18 protein-coding genes are annotated in these 18,110 nt (G+C 45.1%); 11 read left to right on the plus strand and 7 right to left on the minus strand.

Features of this window, described 5'->3' with window-relative positions; genetic code table 11:
- Window positions 1–4: 4 nt before the first annotated feature.
- On the minus strand, window positions 5–172 hold the full coding sequence (locus tag KE626_RS07480; protein ID WP_211972254.1) for a hypothetical protein: 168 nt from the start codon (window positions 170–172) through the stop codon (window positions 5–7).
- A gap of 79 nt (window positions 173–251) precedes the next feature.
- Here KE626_RS07480 and KE626_RS07485 point away from each other — a divergent pair, with 79 nt between their 5' ends.
- The 5 genes from KE626_RS07485 to KE626_RS07505 all read left to right on the plus strand — a co-directional run bounded on the left by KE626_RS07485 (window position 252) and on the right by KE626_RS07505 (window position 4,474).
- Complete coding sequence (locus KE626_RS07485) at window positions 252–845, plus strand: histidine phosphatase family protein (RefSeq protein ID WP_249207341.1); 594 nt, start codon at window positions 252–254, stop codon at window positions 843–845.
- Between the two features lie 50 nt (window positions 846–895).
- Window positions 896–1,612 carry a response regulator transcription factor gene (locus KE626_RS07490; RefSeq protein ID WP_211972255.1) on the plus strand — a complete coding sequence of 239 codons (717 nt, stop codon included), beginning with the start codon at window positions 896–898 and terminating at the stop codon, window positions 1,610–1,612.
- Window positions 1,596–2,954, plus strand: a complete 1,359-nt coding sequence (locus KE626_RS07495; protein ID WP_211972256.1) for a HAMP domain-containing sensor histidine kinase — start codon at window positions 1,596–1,598, stop codon at window positions 2,952–2,954. The genes KE626_RS07490 and KE626_RS07495 overlap by 17 nt, the downstream gene beginning before the upstream one ends.
- Before the next feature lie 109 nt (window positions 2,955–3,063).
- Entirely contained in the window at window positions 3,064–3,549 is a 486-nt protein-coding gene (locus tag KE626_RS07500) for a hypothetical protein (RefSeq protein ID WP_211972257.1), read from the plus strand.
- Between the two features lie 10 nt (window positions 3,550–3,559).
- Window positions 3,560–4,474: a bestrophin family protein gene (locus tag KE626_RS07505; protein WP_211972258.1), complete on the plus strand. Its 915-nt coding sequence runs from the start codon at window positions 3,560–3,562 to the stop codon at window positions 4,472–4,474.
- 266 nt (window positions 4,475–4,740) lie between these two features.
- On the opposite strand, the gene KE626_RS07510 is transcribed toward KE626_RS07505, so the two are convergent.
- Window positions 4,741–5,481 (minus strand): tetratricopeptide repeat protein, encoded by a 741-nt coding sequence (locus KE626_RS07510; protein WP_211972259.1) that lies wholly within the window; start codon window positions 5,479–5,481, stop codon window positions 4,741–4,743.
- 89 nt (window positions 5,482–5,570) lie between these two features.
- Between KE626_RS07510 and KE626_RS07515 the strand changes: the two genes are divergently transcribed.
- Together KE626_RS07515 and KE626_RS07520 are read left to right on the plus strand one after the other, a co-directional pair.
- Window positions 5,571–6,248, plus strand: a complete 678-nt coding sequence (locus KE626_RS07515; RefSeq protein ID WP_249207342.1) for a TIGR02117 family protein — start codon at window positions 5,571–5,573, stop codon at window positions 6,246–6,248.
- A 320-nt stretch (window positions 6,249–6,568) separates the two neighbouring features.
- Complete coding sequence (locus tag KE626_RS07520; protein ID WP_211972260.1) at window positions 6,569–8,335, plus strand: hybrid sensor histidine kinase/response regulator; 1,767 nt, start codon at window positions 6,569–6,571, stop codon at window positions 8,333–8,335.
- Here KE626_RS07520 and KE626_RS07525 read toward each other — a convergent pair.
- Together KE626_RS07525 and KE626_RS07530 are read right to left on the minus strand one after the other, a co-directional pair.
- On the minus strand, window positions 8,320–9,264 hold the full coding sequence (locus KE626_RS07525) for a terpene synthase family protein (protein WP_211972261.1): 945 nt from the start codon (window positions 9,262–9,264) through the stop codon (window positions 8,320–8,322). The two genes, KE626_RS07520 and KE626_RS07525, sit on opposite strands and share 16 nt — an antisense overlap.
- Before the next feature lie 392 nt (window positions 9,265–9,656).
- Window positions 9,657–10,208, minus strand: coding sequence for a dihydrofolate reductase family protein (locus KE626_RS07530; RefSeq protein ID WP_211972262.1), 552 nt, complete (start codon window positions 10,206–10,208; stop codon window positions 9,657–9,659).
- Between the two features lie 231 nt (window positions 10,209–10,439).
- Between KE626_RS07530 and KE626_RS07535 the strand changes: the two genes are divergently transcribed.
- Both KE626_RS07535 and KE626_RS07540 read left to right on the plus strand, forming a co-directional pair.
- Complete coding sequence (locus KE626_RS07535) at window positions 10,440–11,891, plus strand: M48 family metalloprotease (RefSeq protein ID WP_211972263.1); 1,452 nt, start codon at window positions 10,440–10,442, stop codon at window positions 11,889–11,891.
- Window positions 11,892–11,922: 31 nt separating this feature from the next.
- Window positions 11,923–13,488 (plus strand): DUF6770 family protein, encoded by a 1,566-nt coding sequence (locus tag KE626_RS07540; RefSeq protein ID WP_211972264.1) that lies wholly within the window; start codon window positions 11,923–11,925, stop codon window positions 13,486–13,488.
- A gap of 18 nt (window positions 13,489–13,506) precedes the next feature.
- Here KE626_RS07540 and KE626_RS07545 read toward each other — a convergent pair whose 3' ends face one another.
- Complete coding sequence (locus KE626_RS07545; RefSeq protein ID WP_211972265.1) at window positions 13,507–15,003, minus strand: aminotransferase class V-fold PLP-dependent enzyme; 1,497 nt, start codon at window positions 15,001–15,003, stop codon at window positions 13,507–13,509.
- A 2-nt stretch (window positions 15,004–15,005) separates the two neighbouring features.
- Window positions 15,006–15,665, minus strand: a complete 660-nt coding sequence (locus KE626_RS07550) for a DUF4395 domain-containing protein (RefSeq protein WP_211972266.1) — start codon at window positions 15,663–15,665, stop codon at window positions 15,006–15,008.
- Between the two features lie 136 nt (window positions 15,666–15,801).
- On the opposite strand from KE626_RS07550, the gene KE626_RS07555 reads away from it, so the two are divergent.
- Window positions 15,802–17,031, plus strand: a complete 1,230-nt coding sequence (locus KE626_RS07555; protein WP_211972267.1) for a sensor histidine kinase — start codon at window positions 15,802–15,804, stop codon at window positions 17,029–17,031.
- Window positions 17,028–17,744 (plus strand): LytR/AlgR family response regulator transcription factor, encoded by a 717-nt coding sequence (locus KE626_RS07560; RefSeq protein ID WP_211972268.1) that lies wholly within the window; start codon window positions 17,028–17,030, stop codon window positions 17,742–17,744. The genes KE626_RS07555 and KE626_RS07560 overlap by 4 nt, the downstream gene beginning before the upstream one ends.
- A 62-nt stretch (window positions 17,745–17,806) precedes the next feature.
- Here the strand turns inward: KE626_RS07560 and KE626_RS07565 are convergent, their stop codons facing one another.
- A complete protein-coding gene (locus KE626_RS07565; RefSeq protein ID WP_211972269.1) occupies window positions 17,807–18,046 on the minus strand; it encodes a GlsB/YeaQ/YmgE family stress response membrane protein in 240 nt (79 codons plus the stop codon).
- Between the last annotated feature and the right edge of the window lie 64 nt (window positions 18,047–18,110).

The following is an 18,110-nucleotide window of genomic DNA, read 5'->3' on the forward strand; positions in this document are numbered from 1 at the left end:
CCTGCTAGTACGGTGTAGGACCTTTTGGACGGGGTTTATCTTCCCGCTCCTCCGTTACCATTTCCGTACCTTCAAATGCGCCGCCGGAGCCATCATGGATAACAGGTTCTTCTTTCACCTCTCCTTCTTTTCTGACCGGCTTTTCTTCGTTGGGATTAATATTTTTTTCCATACCAACAAAGGTACAGATATCCTGTAAACCGGGAATTGCTATTAACCCCGGCGCGATTTGTATATATTTGTCCCCCGGAATGACTAAAAGAATCAATATGACCCAGATCGCTATTATCCGTCACGGTACCACTTCCTGGAACAAAGCCGGCAAACTGCAGGGCCATTCAGACATCCCGCTGGATGAAGAAGGCGTGCAACAGGCACTGAAGCTGGGGTTGCGGCTTTCCGGCGAACCCTGGGACCTCATCTATTCCAGCCACCTGCTCCGTGCCCGGCAAACAGCCGCGGTAATAGCACAGGAGCTGCAAATAGCATCCGTAATAGAAGACAAAAGACTGGGAGAAGCCGGTGGCGGTCTTATTGAAGGTACCACCGAAGAAGAGCGGATCCGGAAATGGGGCGAAGCCTGGAAGCTGATGGACCTGGGCATGGAACCCGGTGAATCAGTGGTAGGCCGTGGCCTCTCTTTTATGCAGGATCTGCTGACAGAAAACAGCGGTAAAAAGATTTTGCTGGTAAGCCATGGCAGCTTTATCCGGCAATTACTGGACGCCTTATTACCCGCCATGCATCCTACCCCCGCCATGAAAAATACTTCCATCACAAGGCTGCAGTTCTCCAACGAAAACTGGCATTGTGAGCTGTTTAACTGCGTGAGCCACTTAGAGTAGTTAGCTATTAGCTGTTGGCAGTTAGGAATTCGTACCTATATTTGTTGTTCATGAAGCTATTACTCATAGAAGATGAACCAGCTGTAGTATCTGTTATCACCCGCGGTTTGAGCGAAGCGGGCTACGAAGTAAGCGTGGCGCCGGATGGTAATAGCGGGCTGCAAATGGCGCTCAATAACCCCACGTTCAGGCTCATTATACTGGACGTGATGCTCCCCGGAATGAATGGGATAGAAGTATGCCGCTCCCTGCGCAATGCGAAACAGGAAGTGCCTATACTCATGCTCACCGCCCTGGGTACTACAGAAAATATTGTGATGGGCCTCGACAGCGGCGCCGACGACTACCTTGTAAAGCCATTTAAGCTGCAGGAGCTGGAAGCCCGTATCCGCAGCCTGTTACGCAGGAAAACAAATACAGATATAGCCGTTCCCGTTACTGCTCCCTCTGTGCTGAGCCTGGCCGACCTGGAGCTGGACACGGATACCAAATCCGCCAGCAGACAGGGAAAGAGCATACAATTAACCGCCACAGAATACCGGTTGCTGGAATTCCTGCTGAAAAATCCGCGGAAAGTATTGTCCAGGCTGGAAATACTGGAACAGGTATGGGGCATCGAATTTAATATGAACACCAAAGTAGTGGATGTATATATTAACTATCTCCGGAAAAAAATTAACAAACCTCACGCCGCAGAACTGATACATACGGTAGTGGGTTTGGGTTACATGCTCCGGGAAAACAAGGCCGATGAAGATACGTACTAAGATATTGCTGGTATTTGCAGGGTTAACGATTTCCACTATCCTCACCATGAGTATACTGGTGTACTATTTTGCAAACCAGCACTCATTCGAGGACTTCTACAAACGCCTGGAAATACGGGCCTATCTTACCGCCAAAGCCGCGCTGCCTTATTACGAATCCGACTCCGTTATCTACAATGAAATCCGCGAAGAACACCTGGAAACATTGCCCTCAGAAAAAGAATATTTCCTGAAGGTAGCCAACGATGGTACGGTACACCCCGACGAGCAGCTCCATCTCCCTAACTCCTTTTATGAACAGGTGCGGCTTGAAAGCAAGGCCACACACCGCGAAGGTAACCGCTTCTATGAGGGCGTGCTGTATAAAAGCAAACAGGGACTTTATATCGTTATTGTATCCGCTATTAATAAATACAGCGACGAATACCTGGGTTGGCTGCGCAAAATACTGATCCTTTGCTCCGTGGCTTCCAGCGTAATACTGGTAGGCGCCGGCATCTTCTTCTCCAAATATATACTCAAACCCATCCGCCATATGATGGTGCAGGTAAAAAGTATCAGTTCACGGAACTTACACCTGCGGCTAAATGTAGACAACAGCGGCGATGAAATCAACGACCTCGCCGGTACCTTCAACAATATGCTCGACCGGCTGGAAACGGCATTTGAAACACAGAATAATTTTGTCAGCAACGCCTCCCATGAGCTGAGTACACCGCTCACCGCTATTATAGGCGAAGCGGAACTGGCCCTTAACAAAGAACGAACCGCTGAAAAATATATTTACTCCCTGAAAAATATCCTGCACGAAGCCGGCAGGCTGGAACATATTACCAAAAGCCTGCTGCACCTGGCGCAAACCGGCTTTGATGGTAAGAAACAGGAATGGCAACAGCTGCGCAGCGATGAATTGTTATTTACCGTAAAACATACCATCGATAAACTTCACCCGGGTAATAAAGTGGAAATAGATTATAGTCTTTTTCCGGAAGAAGAAGAAAAACTGGTGATACCGGGTAACGAACAGCTCCTGGAACTCGCGCTCAGCAACATTGTGATCAATGCCGTAAAGTATTCCAATAACCAACCGGTATCGATTGCCCTCGCTGCTACCGCCAAAAAAAATATTATTATCGTGAAGGACCAGGGCATTGGAATTCCTCCCGAAGACCTTCCCTACATCTTCTCCCCTTTCTTCCGCGCCTCTAATACCGCCCGCTTTAAAGGCTATGGTATCGGGTTGCCACTGGCCATGAATATTATCCGTATGCATAAAGGAGACATCATTGTAAACAGCCAGGTAAACCACGGAACCGAGATCAGGGTGGAGTTACCACTGTAGCGATTGCTTTCTTACCAAATTCTTACCACATTCTTACTACCTTTTAACCCCGCTCTTACTGGTTACTTATCTGGCAGCAATAATTTTGTTGTTATAAAAGATACCAGATATGAAAAATATACTCATACCAACAGACTTTTCTCTCCGCTCTCTCAGTTATGTGCACAACATCATTGCACAACATCCGTATGAGCCGGTTAATATTATATTGATGCACGCATTGCAGATGCCGGATTCATTATTTGACCTGATCACCTACACCCGCAACAGCAGGCACCTGGAACTGATATCAAACGATTTCCAGGATGGATGCGAAATTATCCGCAACAAGTATTCTACCGCTATTAACCAGCTGAGAATTGAATTCTTTCATGGCAGCACCCGTGCCGCGCTGCGCAACTTCCTGCTGGCACAGAACATAGACCTGATCATTCAACCCGCCGATCATGAATACAACGCTCCTTCCAAAAGAAGTTACGATCCGGAAAAACTGATCAGCAAATGCAACTATCCCAAAATGAAAATACAGCTACAGCGGAGGAAGTTTACTGCAGACAAATCCACCATATCCGCACTTTTGCAGGCCACAGAATAAAAGCAATTTTATGCTACTAAAGAAAAATATCCCCTTAAAATATGTATTTGGTAAAATCAGGGTCGAGATATTATTGGTGACCATCTATTCACTATCTATCAACATTCTCTATTACCAATATGATTTCACCAACATGGTGATCCCCATTTCAGTGCCTATGGTACTGGGAACAGTACTATCGTTACTGCTCGCGTTCCGCTCCAACCAGGCTTATGACCGCTGGTGGGAAGCCAGAACCATATGGGGGGCCATTGTAAATGATTCACGCTCACTGACAAGACAGGTATTAAGCTTGATGGATGCAACTTATCAGTCGGAAGACCTGACTCTTTTCCAGGAGCGTTTTGTAAAGCGACAGGCAGCGTGGTGCCATAGTTTGGGACAATCGCTACGAAAGACAGATCCGCTCAAAGGTTTAGACAGGTTATTATCACGACGGGAACTAAGCTATGTGATGAAGTATGATAACGTGCCTGCTGCCTTGTTGCTCTTACATGGAAAAGACCTGAAATATGCATTGGATCAGGGTTGGATTAATCAATACCAGCAGGTAGCGCTGGATCAGACACTGTCCCGCCTCTGCGATTCCATGGGCAAATGTGAACGTATCAAAAACACCGTGTTTCCGGCTACATATAGCCTGTATACACATTTCACCGTGATCTTTTTTATACTGTTATTGCCGTTTGCTTTGATAGATGTGCTGGGCTTTATGGAAATACCTTTAGTGGTAGCCATTGCCTCCTCTTTCCTGCTGATCGAAAAAATGGCGATCAACCTGCAGGATCCGTTTGAAAATAAACCTACAGATACACCGGTAACGACCATCGCCCGGAATATTGAAAAAGATCTGCGGCAAATGTTACAGGAACAATACAGTGCACCCGAAGAAGCAGTGGAAACACCCGCCTACTATATATTGTAAAGCGGTTAGCTATTAGCTTTTAGCTTTTAGATAGTGTTTTGTTAGTTGGAATTAGAGGCGGTTAGCTATTAGCTTTTAGCTTTTAGCTTTTAGCTTTTAGACGGTGTTTTGTTAGTTGGAATTAGAGGCGGTTAGCTTTTAGCTTTTAGACGGTGTTTTGTCAGTTAGAGTTAGAGTTAGATTGAATTTTATTTTTGTGTTAGGCTAACGGCTAATAGCTAATAGCTAAAAGCTGCCATGCTCCGGTATCCACCGGAGCATTTTTTTTACATCCCTGCCAGTTCTTTCTTTGATAACCATACCCATTTGCGGATAGTGCGGCGGATATACCTGGGATGCAGGTCTATTTCTTCGCTGGTATGGCGGAATTGTGCTTTTGCTTCTTCCGTTCTGTTTTGTTTTTTCAGGAGCAATCCGTAGTAGTACATGGCTTCCAGGGAATGATGCACCTGTATCACTTTTTGATAGGCGGCTTCCGCCCGTTCATTTTGCCCGGTATGTTCCAGCGCCTGCGCATACAGTAATTCATCTTCCGCCTTGCTCATTCTTACTCCTTTCGAGGCATTTACCTTATCAAAATTAGCGAGACATGCTGCATAGTTGCCATTCAGAAATTGCAGGCGGGCAAGCTGCAGCAGTATACCCGGATCCTTTGAAAAAGCGTTGGCACATTCCTGTGTGAGTGCGATGGCTTTATCGTATTGCTTTTGCTGCGCATAGGCATCTGCCAGTTGCAGCTTGTTGGTAACCGTATCAGACATGCGCACTTTCCGTTCCCACTCTTTGATACGGCCATTGGGCCAGAAGGTACGCATCAGGTTTTCACCCAACGTGCCGGTGTTAATATCCGGTAATATTTCCCTGACAATATAAACCACTGTACCTATCAACGGGATAAATAAAATAAAAAACAGGTATTCTCTCCTGCCTGATTTCAGCGCATGAATCACACATATAATCTGCAGTATAATAACAAGATAATAATAGTCGCTCCAGAAAGGAAACATAACAATGCCCTCAACCAGGGTTAAAAAACTGGTTGGATCGCAAAATAAGAAAATATCCTAATTTGTGATATTCATTAAAAGCAGCTGCGTTGAAGAAATTGTTAAAGATCATAGGATATACCATGTTGGGTGTTCTGCTATTCACGGGCATATACCTGTTATCAGCGTATACCCTTTCCCGTATGAGTACCAGCCGGGAAGAAGTAAACGATGCCGACATCACCATTTATATTCTTACCAATGGTGTGCATACTGATCTGGTGGTGCCGGTACGCAACACGCAAATAGACTGGAGTACCCGTATTCCTTTCCACTATACCGCAGGCAATGACACTACCGCTACCTTACTGGCCTTTGGCTGGGGTGATAAAGGCTTTTACCTGGAAACGCCCACCTGGAATGACCTGAAAGCCAGTACCGCTTTCAAGGCGGCGTTTAATCTCAGTGCCTCGGCTATTCACGCCACCTATTATCGCAGCTTAGCTGAAAGTGAAAGCTGCCGGGCCATCCTCATCAATAAAGCACAATACGCCAGGCTCATTGCCTATATTAACAATAGCTTCCGGACGGGCCCCGATGGCATGCCTGTAAATATAGTTACCCACGCCAACTATGATAACAACGACGCCTTTTATGAAGGCAGGGGCAGTTATAACCTGTTTCATACCTGCAATACCTGGGCAAACAACGGGTTAAAAAGTTGTGGCCAGAAGGCTTGCCGGTGGACCATTTTTGATACCGGCATTTTTTATCAGTACCGGCGTTAGCGTGGAGCTCGCCCCCATCCCTTTTTCACTCATCAAAGTAATATAATACGTTACATATTAGTTGTTTATTAATGTAACGGAAGCGCCCCAAAGGGGTTAATATTAAATAAAGATTGTCTATCTTAACGTCTGGAAACAGACGAACTTATCTTGCTAAACAGAAGACCTCCGACAGGCATATTGTGTATCGCAAAGTGTACCCTAAAATCAACCAAGGCAACTTGTAGTGATAGCAAATGTTTTCAGTGAAATTTTTCCATGTATATTTATTATAGTATCTTATTTATCCGAATGCTTAGTAACCCTCGTAATAATCGTTTATGAAACCTGATAACCGTACAACTGCTTACGCATTGAAAGACATACTGCTGACCCCTCTATATGCAGGCACAGAAGGACTGGTAAAACCGGAAGAAAAACGTCCTGTCGTCATTGTAAATGGGGTAGCTTTATTAATGATTTCGCTGGTACTGGGCGTTGGATCCTATTTTTACCTGCTAAAAAACTCTATATTCTTCCTGGTAGGTGTTCCGTTGGAAGTACTTTGCTTTTCTGCAGTTCTCAGGTTAAATTATTTAAAGAGATATTTTCAGGCTACCTTATTTATGCTTGTCATCAATGTGCTGTATGTTACTTACTGGAGCATTGTGTTGGGCGCAGGGATATCAACAGAAATGCTGATGGTATTTGTTTCCCTGATTGTATTTCATTTAAGCGGATCTTTATTCCTGCAAAAAGAGCGGGGACTGATATATGGATGTTTGGCGGTATCCGTTTTATTGATGGCGGGTGTATTGGTAAATGCATATTATCACCTGGTTAAGCCGCTTGATTTAAATCCGGCGATTGCGCTTACCATGAGGGGATATACAACCGCTGCGTTGTTTATGTTGATTGTATTTGTGATGTCGACCTATGTGGCACAAATCAGGTACCTGCTGATGTCGGAAAGAAAGCTGAAGGAGATTTCAGAGCGCAAAAGTATTTTCCTGAGAGAAACATTTCATGAATTAAGAACCCCGCTGAATGCCATATTTGGTAATGCGCAATTATTTGAAAGAAGAAAAGATGAATATACCGAGTCTGAACAGCTGGAAATAGAGCAATTATTTTCTTCCTGTTATTTGGCGCGCAACCTGGTCAACAACGTGCTTGACATGTCGCGCATCGATTCCGGCAAATTCTACAATGTTATTAAAGAGCCGGTTAATCTGAATGAGTGTGTGGCGCATTGCATTTCCATGAACAGCTATATTGCAGGTTCCAGGGGTATTACCATCAAAAATGCATTCGACGAGCAGCTGCCTGCTATCATTAACAGTGATAAATTAATCCTGACGAAGATTATTAACAATGTATTGTCTAATGCGGTAAAATTTGCTTCCGGCGATAGCCAGGTAGTTTTTACTTCCATTAAAAAAGAGGACCGCCTCATTTTCAAAATTCAAAACCGGGGTGTTATCGACAGCAACATCGGCAATAACCTGTTTGATCCTTTTGTTTCCGGCCGGAACCAGTTTGTAGAAGGCACCGGGCTTGGGCTTGGCATCACCAAACACCTGGTGGAGCTCTTTAACGGTACTATTCAGCTTGATCCGGAAGCATCGCGCTTACATACTACCATTGTGATAGACCTGCCACTGGAAACTACCGCAGGAAAAGTACAGGAACAGGCCAATAAGCAGTTCAGAAAAAATTGTTTTTCCGGTTCTTCTGCGCTGGTCATTGAAGATGAACTGCTGAGTGCTACACTGCTCACAAAAATACTAACGGAAATGGGCATACGCCCTGTGCTGTGTGCCGATTGGGAAAGCGCTGCTGCATCCATTAAACTGGAGAAACCGGATGTGATCATCTCCGATCTGAATATTCCCGGTATGTGTGGCAAAGAGCTGATTCAACAAATACGCAATAACACCGAACTAAAGAGCATTCCTGTACTGATAGTATCAGGAGATGCCTTTAGTTCGGTGAAGGAAGAAATGCTGGCGGCCGGCGCAGACGCGTTTATCGCCAAACCGGTCCACTTCAGGGAATTGCACCTGGAATTGTCCAGGCACTTACCTCAACATCACGCACTTTTGTAACGGCCGGTATCAATTATTGCCCAGTCGTCGTAGCCTCGTACCATGGTATACAATCCCTGTATATAGCGGTCCAGCTGCTCATTGATGCTTTTGCTCCAGTAGGGTATTTTACTCATGCATTGATCCAGCTTCAGCAGGTAATCGTCGTGGTAATCCGCCACATACTGAACTGCAGCCTCATAAGGCATCTGCAGTTCCCTTTGCGCGATGAATATTAAGTTGAACCCGATCGTTTCGAGTTTCCTTTCACGTTCTGCCGAGTGCAGGTCGTTCGAGAAACAACCCAGCAAATTCAGGATCAGTTCTATTTCTTTGACGGTTTCATGCTCATAAACTTCTGCCGGCAGGCTAAATCTTTCAAAAATAGCTACCAGTGGAAACATAATGTAAAAACCTCCGAAAGGACGCATTTCAAAATATTTCCTGATCGACGGCACATATTTATTTAACTGCATGTCGATTTCAAAAAAGCATTCTTTCAGATAATCGATCATGTGGCCGCAAAACTGCCGGTACAGGAAAGGTGAACTGATGGCCCGGAAACGGTCCAGTACATTTACAAGGCCATTACTTAGTTTATTTTCGGAAGGCTCCCGCTTGTCTTCCAGGATATCAATGAATTCATATAACATCGCTTTCATCGCTACAGCAGCTTCTGCGCCATCAGAGCCTCTGTCGCAGGTATCATCTACCGTAAATAACCAGGTGAGCAGGTCACCCGCCAGGCAAAGCTGTTTAAAATCCGCGTTGGGGTATTCCCTGGCGGCCTGTAACCCAAACTGGGCCTTGGTGTACCAGCCCATAGGCTTGAACTGGGGAGCTAAATCAAATTTTTGTACCCAACGTAAAGTGTTTCTTTGTACTTCGTCAGAGAATGCATTGATGGCAGAATTGCCTGGTAACGTACAGGCGTACACATTGTTTGACATGACTGTGAGTTTTTATTGTTAAGAAAAAGGGACTGCAAGTAATATTCGGTATAGGAATTTCGCGTCTACATAAAAAAGTGATAAAAATGCGCTGGCATATATGATATAATAATTTTATATCTTGGTGAGTCCTTTAAGGTATGCGTGGGAATACTGTCTCTATGCGCTACAATCTAAAAAAACTTGACTAAAATGGACAAACTATTTTTTAGGTGACACCCGGTATTCCGTTTATTTTTATAGAAGGAGCAGCCAGCTGCATTATTATTACAGCCGGTACATAATGGGGCGCAGTAGTATTGGCCAGGCAGCATCCTGACAAGCCTGTTCATCTGCCACAAACGTGTTATCTGTGGAAAACGGAGAGGAAATGGAGGGAAATGGGAGCCGTATTATTTAACTATTTCGTAACGCAGATGCGTTCTTTCACCGGCCTCCAGTATTTTGATTTTCTTCAGTGTAACGGTCCCGATATCCTCGAAAGGACGGAACCCGGCATGCAGGAATACGGGGAAAATATCGACATGCAGTATATCAGCCAAACCTGCTTTTAAAAACAGCCGGGTTGTAGCAGCGCTTCCTATAACGGTTACATCTTTATCTTTTGCGGCGGCTTTTGCCTGTTGCACGGCACTTTCAATACCATCTGTTACAAAAGTGATGGTGAGTTGGCTATTCTCTTTAGGATGTTTTGCCGGCACTTCTTTTGTAAAAACAAAAATAGGTACCTGGTATTCGTAATGATCGGCAATAGTATCAGGATCTGCCGCCATGCTAAATTCTTTCCAGCTCATTACCACCGCCCCGGTGTGCTCAATAGATTCCTGGAGCAGCTTACTGTTTCTCAAAACATCTAAGTCCGGGTAAAGCGCTCCTACGCTCCCCTGCTGGTCTTCCGCAAACCCGTCGAGCGATATGGTAACTCCTAAAATAACGTTTGCCATAGCATAGTTTTTAGCTAAAACACAAATCCATTCAACTCAGGCCATTTTACAAATTAGGGTTATTTAGGGAGACGCACAACCGCTATGGCTGCTTGAGTAATACGTTTAACCGGTCGTTGCTACGGGAAGCCGCGTCCCACATGATAAGTCGCCGGAAGTATCCTCAAAAAAACATACACTCAAATAAAAACTATATTATATTTGGGGCTGACGCCCATACCAAAAATAGATATGTCACTTTACCGATCCCTTGCCTTCGCAGCAATAATGCTGTTGAACAATGCTGTACTGGCCCAAAGCAAACTGTTGTACAACTACCAGGACCTGTCCCACTTCTATTATCAACCCCAAAAGGATTCCCTGAAAAAAGCCTGGAACTGCCCATCCGTGTATAAAGAGAAAGATACGCAGAAAAAATACCGGGAAATATGGGATGGACGCACAGACTTCATTACCGATGCCATCGAAAATGACGACTATGTATACGAAGGCGAAATCTATAACTACCTCGACGGGGTGATTAGCCAGATCGTAAAATCCAATCACTCCTTCATTGCCCGGAAACCTTTCCTGATGATCGATCGCAGCACTTCTGTAAATGCTTATGCCACCGGCAGCGATATGATAGCGGTGAACATTGGCCTGCTGGCCTTTGTAAAAACCCGGGAAGAACTGGCACTGGTACTGGCTCATGAACTGGCCCATAATATCATGATGCACCCGGAAAATGGTATGAAGAAACGCGCTGAATGGCTCAGTTCCGACGAATACAAACAATCCCTTAATGCCGTGCTGGACTCAAAGTATGAACGGTTAACCAGGTTAAAAAAAGTATTTGAAGGCTATTCATTCGACCGAAGCAGGCATCAGCGCTACCATGAAAGCGATGCCGATTCGCTGGCACTGGTACTACTCCGGAACAGCCATATTGGAATAGATCCGGCCTTCTTCCTGCGGCTCGACAGCGCAGACATTCAATACCGCCAGCCATTAAAAAAGGGGCTTAAAGATTATTTTGCCGCTTATCACCTCAACGTGGAAGATGCCTGGATGGTAAAGCGCACCAAAGGTTTATCCGCCAAAAACTACAGCTTTAATACTACCAGCAGCGGTTTAGCCGACTCGCTGAAAACACATCCCGACTGCCAGGAACGATATAACCAGACCAAAGACAAACAATCAGCAGGCAACGCATTTACCCCGGTACCGGCAGCACTGAAAGATAAATCCATGAAAATGATGATCTGGAGTATCTATTGCAGTGGCAACATGACTGCCTGCCTGTATCGCATTCTCCTGGAAAAAGATAAAGGCAACACCGATCCCTGGTACGATTTCATGTTTAACAACGTCATGTCCGGGTTATATTTCGCCGATAAAAAACTAAGTCGCTTTAACGCCATCACCGTAAGGCCCAAAGAATATATCTCCAAAAACTATTACGAACTGGAAACCATGTTCGAGCAAATGCCCAGGGAGAAGCTGGAAGAATTTTACAACACCCTGCAACAGGCGGCGTTCTGGGGAAATATGACCGCACCTGAACAGGGTTTCAAATCTGTTATGCATACTTTGTTAACCAACAACGAAGACAGTGAGAAACAAAAGGCTGCTAAAGCGTTTACTGCCAGTTATCCCAGCAGCCTGTACTGCGAGTATGTAACACCATTTTCTAAAAAATAGCACCCAACAATTTATCCCATAAACAACCGCAATGAAACATGTATTCGTAGCATTTGCCTTATTGTTACTGACAGTAACGGGCACACACGCACAAACTAAAATTTTCAGGGAAGTAGGAGAAGATATCTCCTCCAGCATGAGAGCCATCACCCAGGACGGCACGCTGGTAGGCTACCTGGTGTTCACCGAACTGGAACGCGCCAACAAAGACTCTTTCAACTACAAGATCAACATCATGGATGAAAACCTGAATGACATCGGCGTAGTGAACTTCAGGGAGCTGAAACTGGATCTTCGTGCGGTAGCTTTTGAACAGGAAGTGCTTTGCCTCTCTTACATGAAAAGTAATCTCCTCGGACACGCCATCAAGAAAAAGAAAGAAATCCGCGAAGCCGTTTCCAAAGGATACATGGCCGTATTCACCCAGTTTATTGACCTCAGCGGTAAAGTACTAAAGTCTAATACTATCAAAGTAGGTGTGGACCTTGCAGAAGAATACAGGAAAGGTCAGCTGGAAATCGGCAATGGCGGCCTGAAAGAACCATTGCGGGTAAGCAACATTGCCGGAAAAGGATTTGCCTGCTTCTTCGGTGACGACCGCGGAAAGTTCCTGTACATTTACGATGTTACCGGTAAACAAACCTGGCAAAAAAGAATAGGCGGCGAAGAAGGCGACTACAACATGCTGGTGTCCGGACATGATGTATACTTCCTGCTGCAGAAAAAAGACGAAAAACACGGAGGCAATTTTTATGTGTTTGGCTATGGCCTGGAAGACAGCACTTCCATCCCCAAATACTACCTGAAAGATAAAAAAGGAAATCCACTGCACGTACTGTCATTCATGAATGACCCCGTATCAGGTAAGCCTTTCGTTTCCGGCAACATCATCAATCCCCGCAGGAACGGGCCTTTTGCCACCATCAAATCAATCAGCAAAGGCAACTACCTGGGATTGTTTACCATCAACATCGACGGACGTAAAAAAGACAGTATCAAAACCGTATACAACTACTGGCTCGATCCACAAAATCCCATCGCCAACTCAAAAGGAAGGTTGCTGGTCAACAAATCCTTCCTGCTGTCTGGCCCCTCATTCAAAGATTATTCAGGCAATACCTATTTTACCGGCTCTGCGCTGAAAAGAACTGTTAACACAGGTATGGTGATTGCAGAAGTAGCCACCATTCCCACTATCGTTGTGGCGCCGTATCTGCTCGGCACCTACGGCACCCGGAAATATACCATCCGTGATGCCATGGTACTCAAACAAACGCCGGATGGTACGCTATCGCTCGACAACTCCATCCCCGTTGCCCGCAGCCGCAGCATTCCCTGCAAGTACTATCCATTGCTCTCGGATAACAAATCATATTACACCGTTACTTCTTCCGAAACTAAATCCACCTACCTGATCATTACAGAAGCAAAGAATATCACCTTCTATAGTATAGACCAGAAGAAAGTGCTGCGCACTATTCCGCGTAAAGATGGTGGTGTGGAAACGCTTATTTTCCCTGCCAAAGAAGGACATGTGCTTGTGTCGGAGTATAACAGGAAAGAAAAGACGAGAAAGTTTTCGATTGAGGCGATATGATAAATCATCGAGGGCGTTTCAAAAAATGAGACGCCCTCGATGGTTATGTTTATCTAAAGATACCCTTTTAAAAACATATTCATCCGCCTCCGCATCATACCTGTAATCTTCCATCCATTCCCTGAAGCTCCCTGCCGTTTGCTCAATAGCATCCATGATATACACCATTTCTGCATTGGTCATGGTAGGATGAACGGACAACCTGATCCATCCGGGTTTTGCCAGCATATTGCCCTTGCGAAGCTGCTCCAGTATTTCATACGACCGGGTTTCATCTACCTTCAGCAATTGATGTCCATAGGTACCGGCGCAGGAACATCCTCCTCTCATTTGTATGCCGAACCGGTCGTTCAGCATCTTAACGATCATGTGATGGTGAGCGCCGTGAACAATAAAAGAAACAACGCCTAGTCTGTACTTCACCTGCTCCTCCAATATTTCAATATGCTCAATTTTCGACAGCCGGTCAAAAATAATTGCTAACAATTCCTGCTCCCGGCGCAGGATATTGGCAACGCCCATTTCTTCCTTCAGCCGGATACACATGGCAGCCTTTATTCCCTGCAACAGCGGTGGCGTACCGCCATCTTCTCTCGATTCGATGTCGGCGATATAGGCATGTGCTTTCCAGGGATTGCTGTACAAGACAGTGCCACCACCGGGATGATCCGGAATGGTATTATGGTAAAGCTGTTTATTAAAAATCAGTACGCCGGGGGTACCGGGGCCACCTAAAAATTTATGTACTGAAAAATAAATAGCATCCAGATGGGTGTTCTTTTCTTCCGGATGCATATTCATATGTACATAGGGAGCAGAACAGGCAAAGTCAACAAAACACCAGCCATCATATTCATGGATCATGCGGGCGATTTCATGATAGGGTGTTTGAATACCGGTTACGTTGGAACAGGCGGTAACTGCTGCTATTTTATATGTCCGATGTCTGTACTGTGCCAACAGGCTGCGGAAGTGCTCCAGGTCGACATGCCCATTTTTATTGCTGTTAATAATTTCTACGGTGGCGATGGTTTCCAGCCAGCTCACCTGGTTGCTGTGATGCTCCATATGGGTGATAAAGACAACCGGTCTTAGGTGCTCCGGGATAACCGGCCATGCAGCATCATTCCCTATATAGTCCGTTAGCCGCTCCGGTATCTTCCATCCCAGTATTCTTTGCAGCTTGTTTACCGCAGCTGTCATGCCGCTGCCGCAAAACAGTAATACATCATTATTGCCTGCATGTACGTGTTTCTTTATAATTTCTTTTGCCTCCTCGTAGGCCCGGGTCATCAGCGTGCCGGTAACGGTGGTGGCAGTATGGCTATTGGCCCAGAAGGGCAGGATATCCTGCTGCAGGGAAGCTTCTACCGGCCGGTAGGCCCTTCCACTGGCTGTCCAGTCGGCATACACTATTTTCTTCTTCCCAAAAGGGAAATCAGCGGTCTGCTGCCGTCCGATGATATTCCTCCGGAACACGGCAAAGTAATTTTCTAATGCACTTGAAGCAGCCATGGTTACCTGGATTTTACCGCACTCTTGCCAAACAGGTTATGAGGAGCAATGCTCAGCTGTTCGCTGAAAAAATGCGCAATAAGAAATAAAAAGACGATAAATGCCAGCACCACCAGCAGCTGTAGAAGGGATGTTTTCTGAACGGGCTGCCTGGACTTTACATCGCAAACCTCGCCCGGGCAATACTGGGCTTTTTCTCCATACACCACCCGGTATACCTTACAGGCTAAACAAATACCAAATGCTGCTTCAAAAAACAGGAATATCAGGCACATTAAACAGATGATACCGGTTATAGGGCTATAGGCATTAACGATCACCAGGAAAATAAACATAAGCGCCGACAGCAATACCCCAATGCTCCAGGCAAATCTTTTTTGTTTGGCGCCCACATATTCAGGCACCTGGTTGCGCACAATCAGCCGCCCGATAATCAGCGAGGGAGCGTATTTCGGGTTCACAAAAACCCGGACTATAAAATCGACCAGGAATACGGTGATCGCATACTTCGCCATCAAAAAATCACCATTGAACAGGATCAGCATCAGCGAGGTGTATATCACTACAAATAATATCCCGGCTGCGGCCCTTATCTCCCGTTCATTTAAAACAGGAATATCATATCCCGCTACGTTTTCGCCAAATTGTACAACTTTTTCCATATGGTATAATGATTTATAAACAACAGGACCAATGAGCAGGGACCTGCGGTATGTGTGTAAAAGTACAGGCGAGGCATGCAATAAAAAAACATATATGACGGTTGCCGCTATATTCTACACAACCGGACCATTTTACATGAAAACCTGCAAAAGCTCCATGGGCGACCTTTTCAACGTTCCAGGCGATAAAAACACGCTGCGGTACATATCTCCCGGAAAAATTTATATGACAACGGGTATCATTTTCCGGGTAAATGTATCATTTTCCGTGAAAACGGGTATCAGGGCCAAAGGTAGATTTCTGGTTGTCAATCCAATCGGATATATTTATGCTGGCTTAAACAAACACCCGATCATGTTTTTAAAGAAACATACTGCTTATTTACTTTTCATTGTCGCGTACATCGGGGCGCTGATCATTGAAAAGCCGGTTTATGCCGGTGAAACCATCCCTGATTGTTTCTCTTACCTGTTTACTATACTTGTGCATTTCTCCTTGTTTACTTTAATGATAGTGGGCAATAATGCACTTTTAATCCCCCACCTGCTGGAGAAAAAACGCTTTGGCTGGTATGCAGCAGGACTCCTTTCGCTGGTTTGGTTATACACCCTGCTGATCAACAGGTACAACGCATTTATTCATGAAGTGCTTTTCCACGACCAGCTGGTGAAAACAAGCGCCGGGTTCTGGGATAATTTTGTATATGCACTCTGTTGCACCGTTATCGCTTCCATGCTGTATATTACCCAGCGGTGGTCAGAACAGCAGGAACAGATGAAGAACAGCCAGATTAACCAGCTGCAAACAGAATTAAAATACCTTCGCTCACAAATCAATCCGCATTTCCTGTTTAATGGTTTAAATACTGTGTACGGATACATTGACAGAAGCAATAACAAGGCAAGGGATATGATGGTGCAGTTCTCTGACCTGCTGCGGTACAATTTATATGAGGCCGATGTAGACATGATTGCGCTGGAAAAAGAAATCAAATACCTGCAGAACTATGTAGCACTACAAAAAGCCCGCAGCAATGATAATCTCGAGGTAACGTTACACATAGATTATCAAAACGGAATGGTGAAAGTGGCACCGCTGATCTTTATGGCTTTTGTGGAAAATGCTTTTAAATATGTATCGAGAGATGACAGCGCTGTTAACAGCATCGCGATCAGTCTTACAGAAAAATCCGGCGAAATTGATTTTACCTGCGATAACTCATATGATGAAACAGCATCGTCGCCGGGAGGTATTGGCCTGAACAATGCCGTTCGCCGCCTGGAGCTGTTGTATAAAGACCGCTACCAGCTGAATATCAAAAAGGAAAACAATAAGTACCAGGTGCACTTAACCCTTGCGTCATGAAGAAACTGAGTTGTATTATTGTAGACGACGAACCCGTGGCCAGAAAAATTCTCCAGGAATTTGTAGAGCAGGTACCTTTCCTGGACCTGCAGGATAAATTTGAAAATGCAGTAAAGGCAGAAGCATTTTTAAAAAACAACACAACGGATCTTATATTCCTGGACATCGAAATGCCCAAAGTATCGGGTCTGCAATTCCTGCAAAAAATGAATGTGGATGCGATGGTCATTATTACTACGGCGTTCCCGCAGTATGCGCTCGACGGATATGAACTGGATATTATCGACTACCTGTTAAAGCCCTTTGCCTGGAGCAGGTTTTTGAAGGCCGTGCATAAAGCAAAGGATTATATGCAGATGAAGACCATCACCACCGGCGCCACACCGCCTCCCTCCTATATCTTCATTAAAAGTGAAAAACGGATTGAAAAGATTGAACTCAGCGACATCCTGTATGCAGAAAGCATAGGTAACTATGTTACCATTCATACAGAACGTAAAAACATCATCGCTTACCTCACCATGAAGAGCCTGGAAAACCAGTTGCCGTCAAACGATTTCATCAAGATCCATCAATCCTACCTTGTCAATTGCGCGAGGATCGACGCCATTGAAGGTAACGAAATCAGGATCGGCAGCAGTGCGCTGCCGATGAGCCGTAATTACCGCGAAATGGTGATGAAGATCATCCATCAACGGATGCTGAAACGATAACAACAACCAAAATCCACCATCCGCTGCATTTAACTAATGGCTAAAAGCTAACAGCTGGTTCGCTACTTCCCTTTAATTAAATGCACCAGCCATATCAGGATCACTGACCCTATCAGCGCTACCACCAGGGAGCCAATTAATCCGCTGCCGATATGGATACCCAGTTTACCAAACAGCCAGCCACCGAGCCAACCGCCGATTACACCAACAATGATGTCTACGATGATGCCGAATCCTGCTCCCCGCATCAGTTTACCGGCGAGCCAGCCGGCAATACCACCAATGATTAATGTCCATATCATAACTGAATGTTTTTAGTGCTAAATGAATGTACAATAAATTTATATATCTATAATATTTTCATGG

Source organism: Chitinophaga hostae, from assembly GCF_018224885.1.
Classification (GTDB): domain Bacteria; phylum Bacteroidota; class Bacteroidia; order Chitinophagales; family Chitinophagaceae; genus Chitinophaga; species Chitinophaga hostae.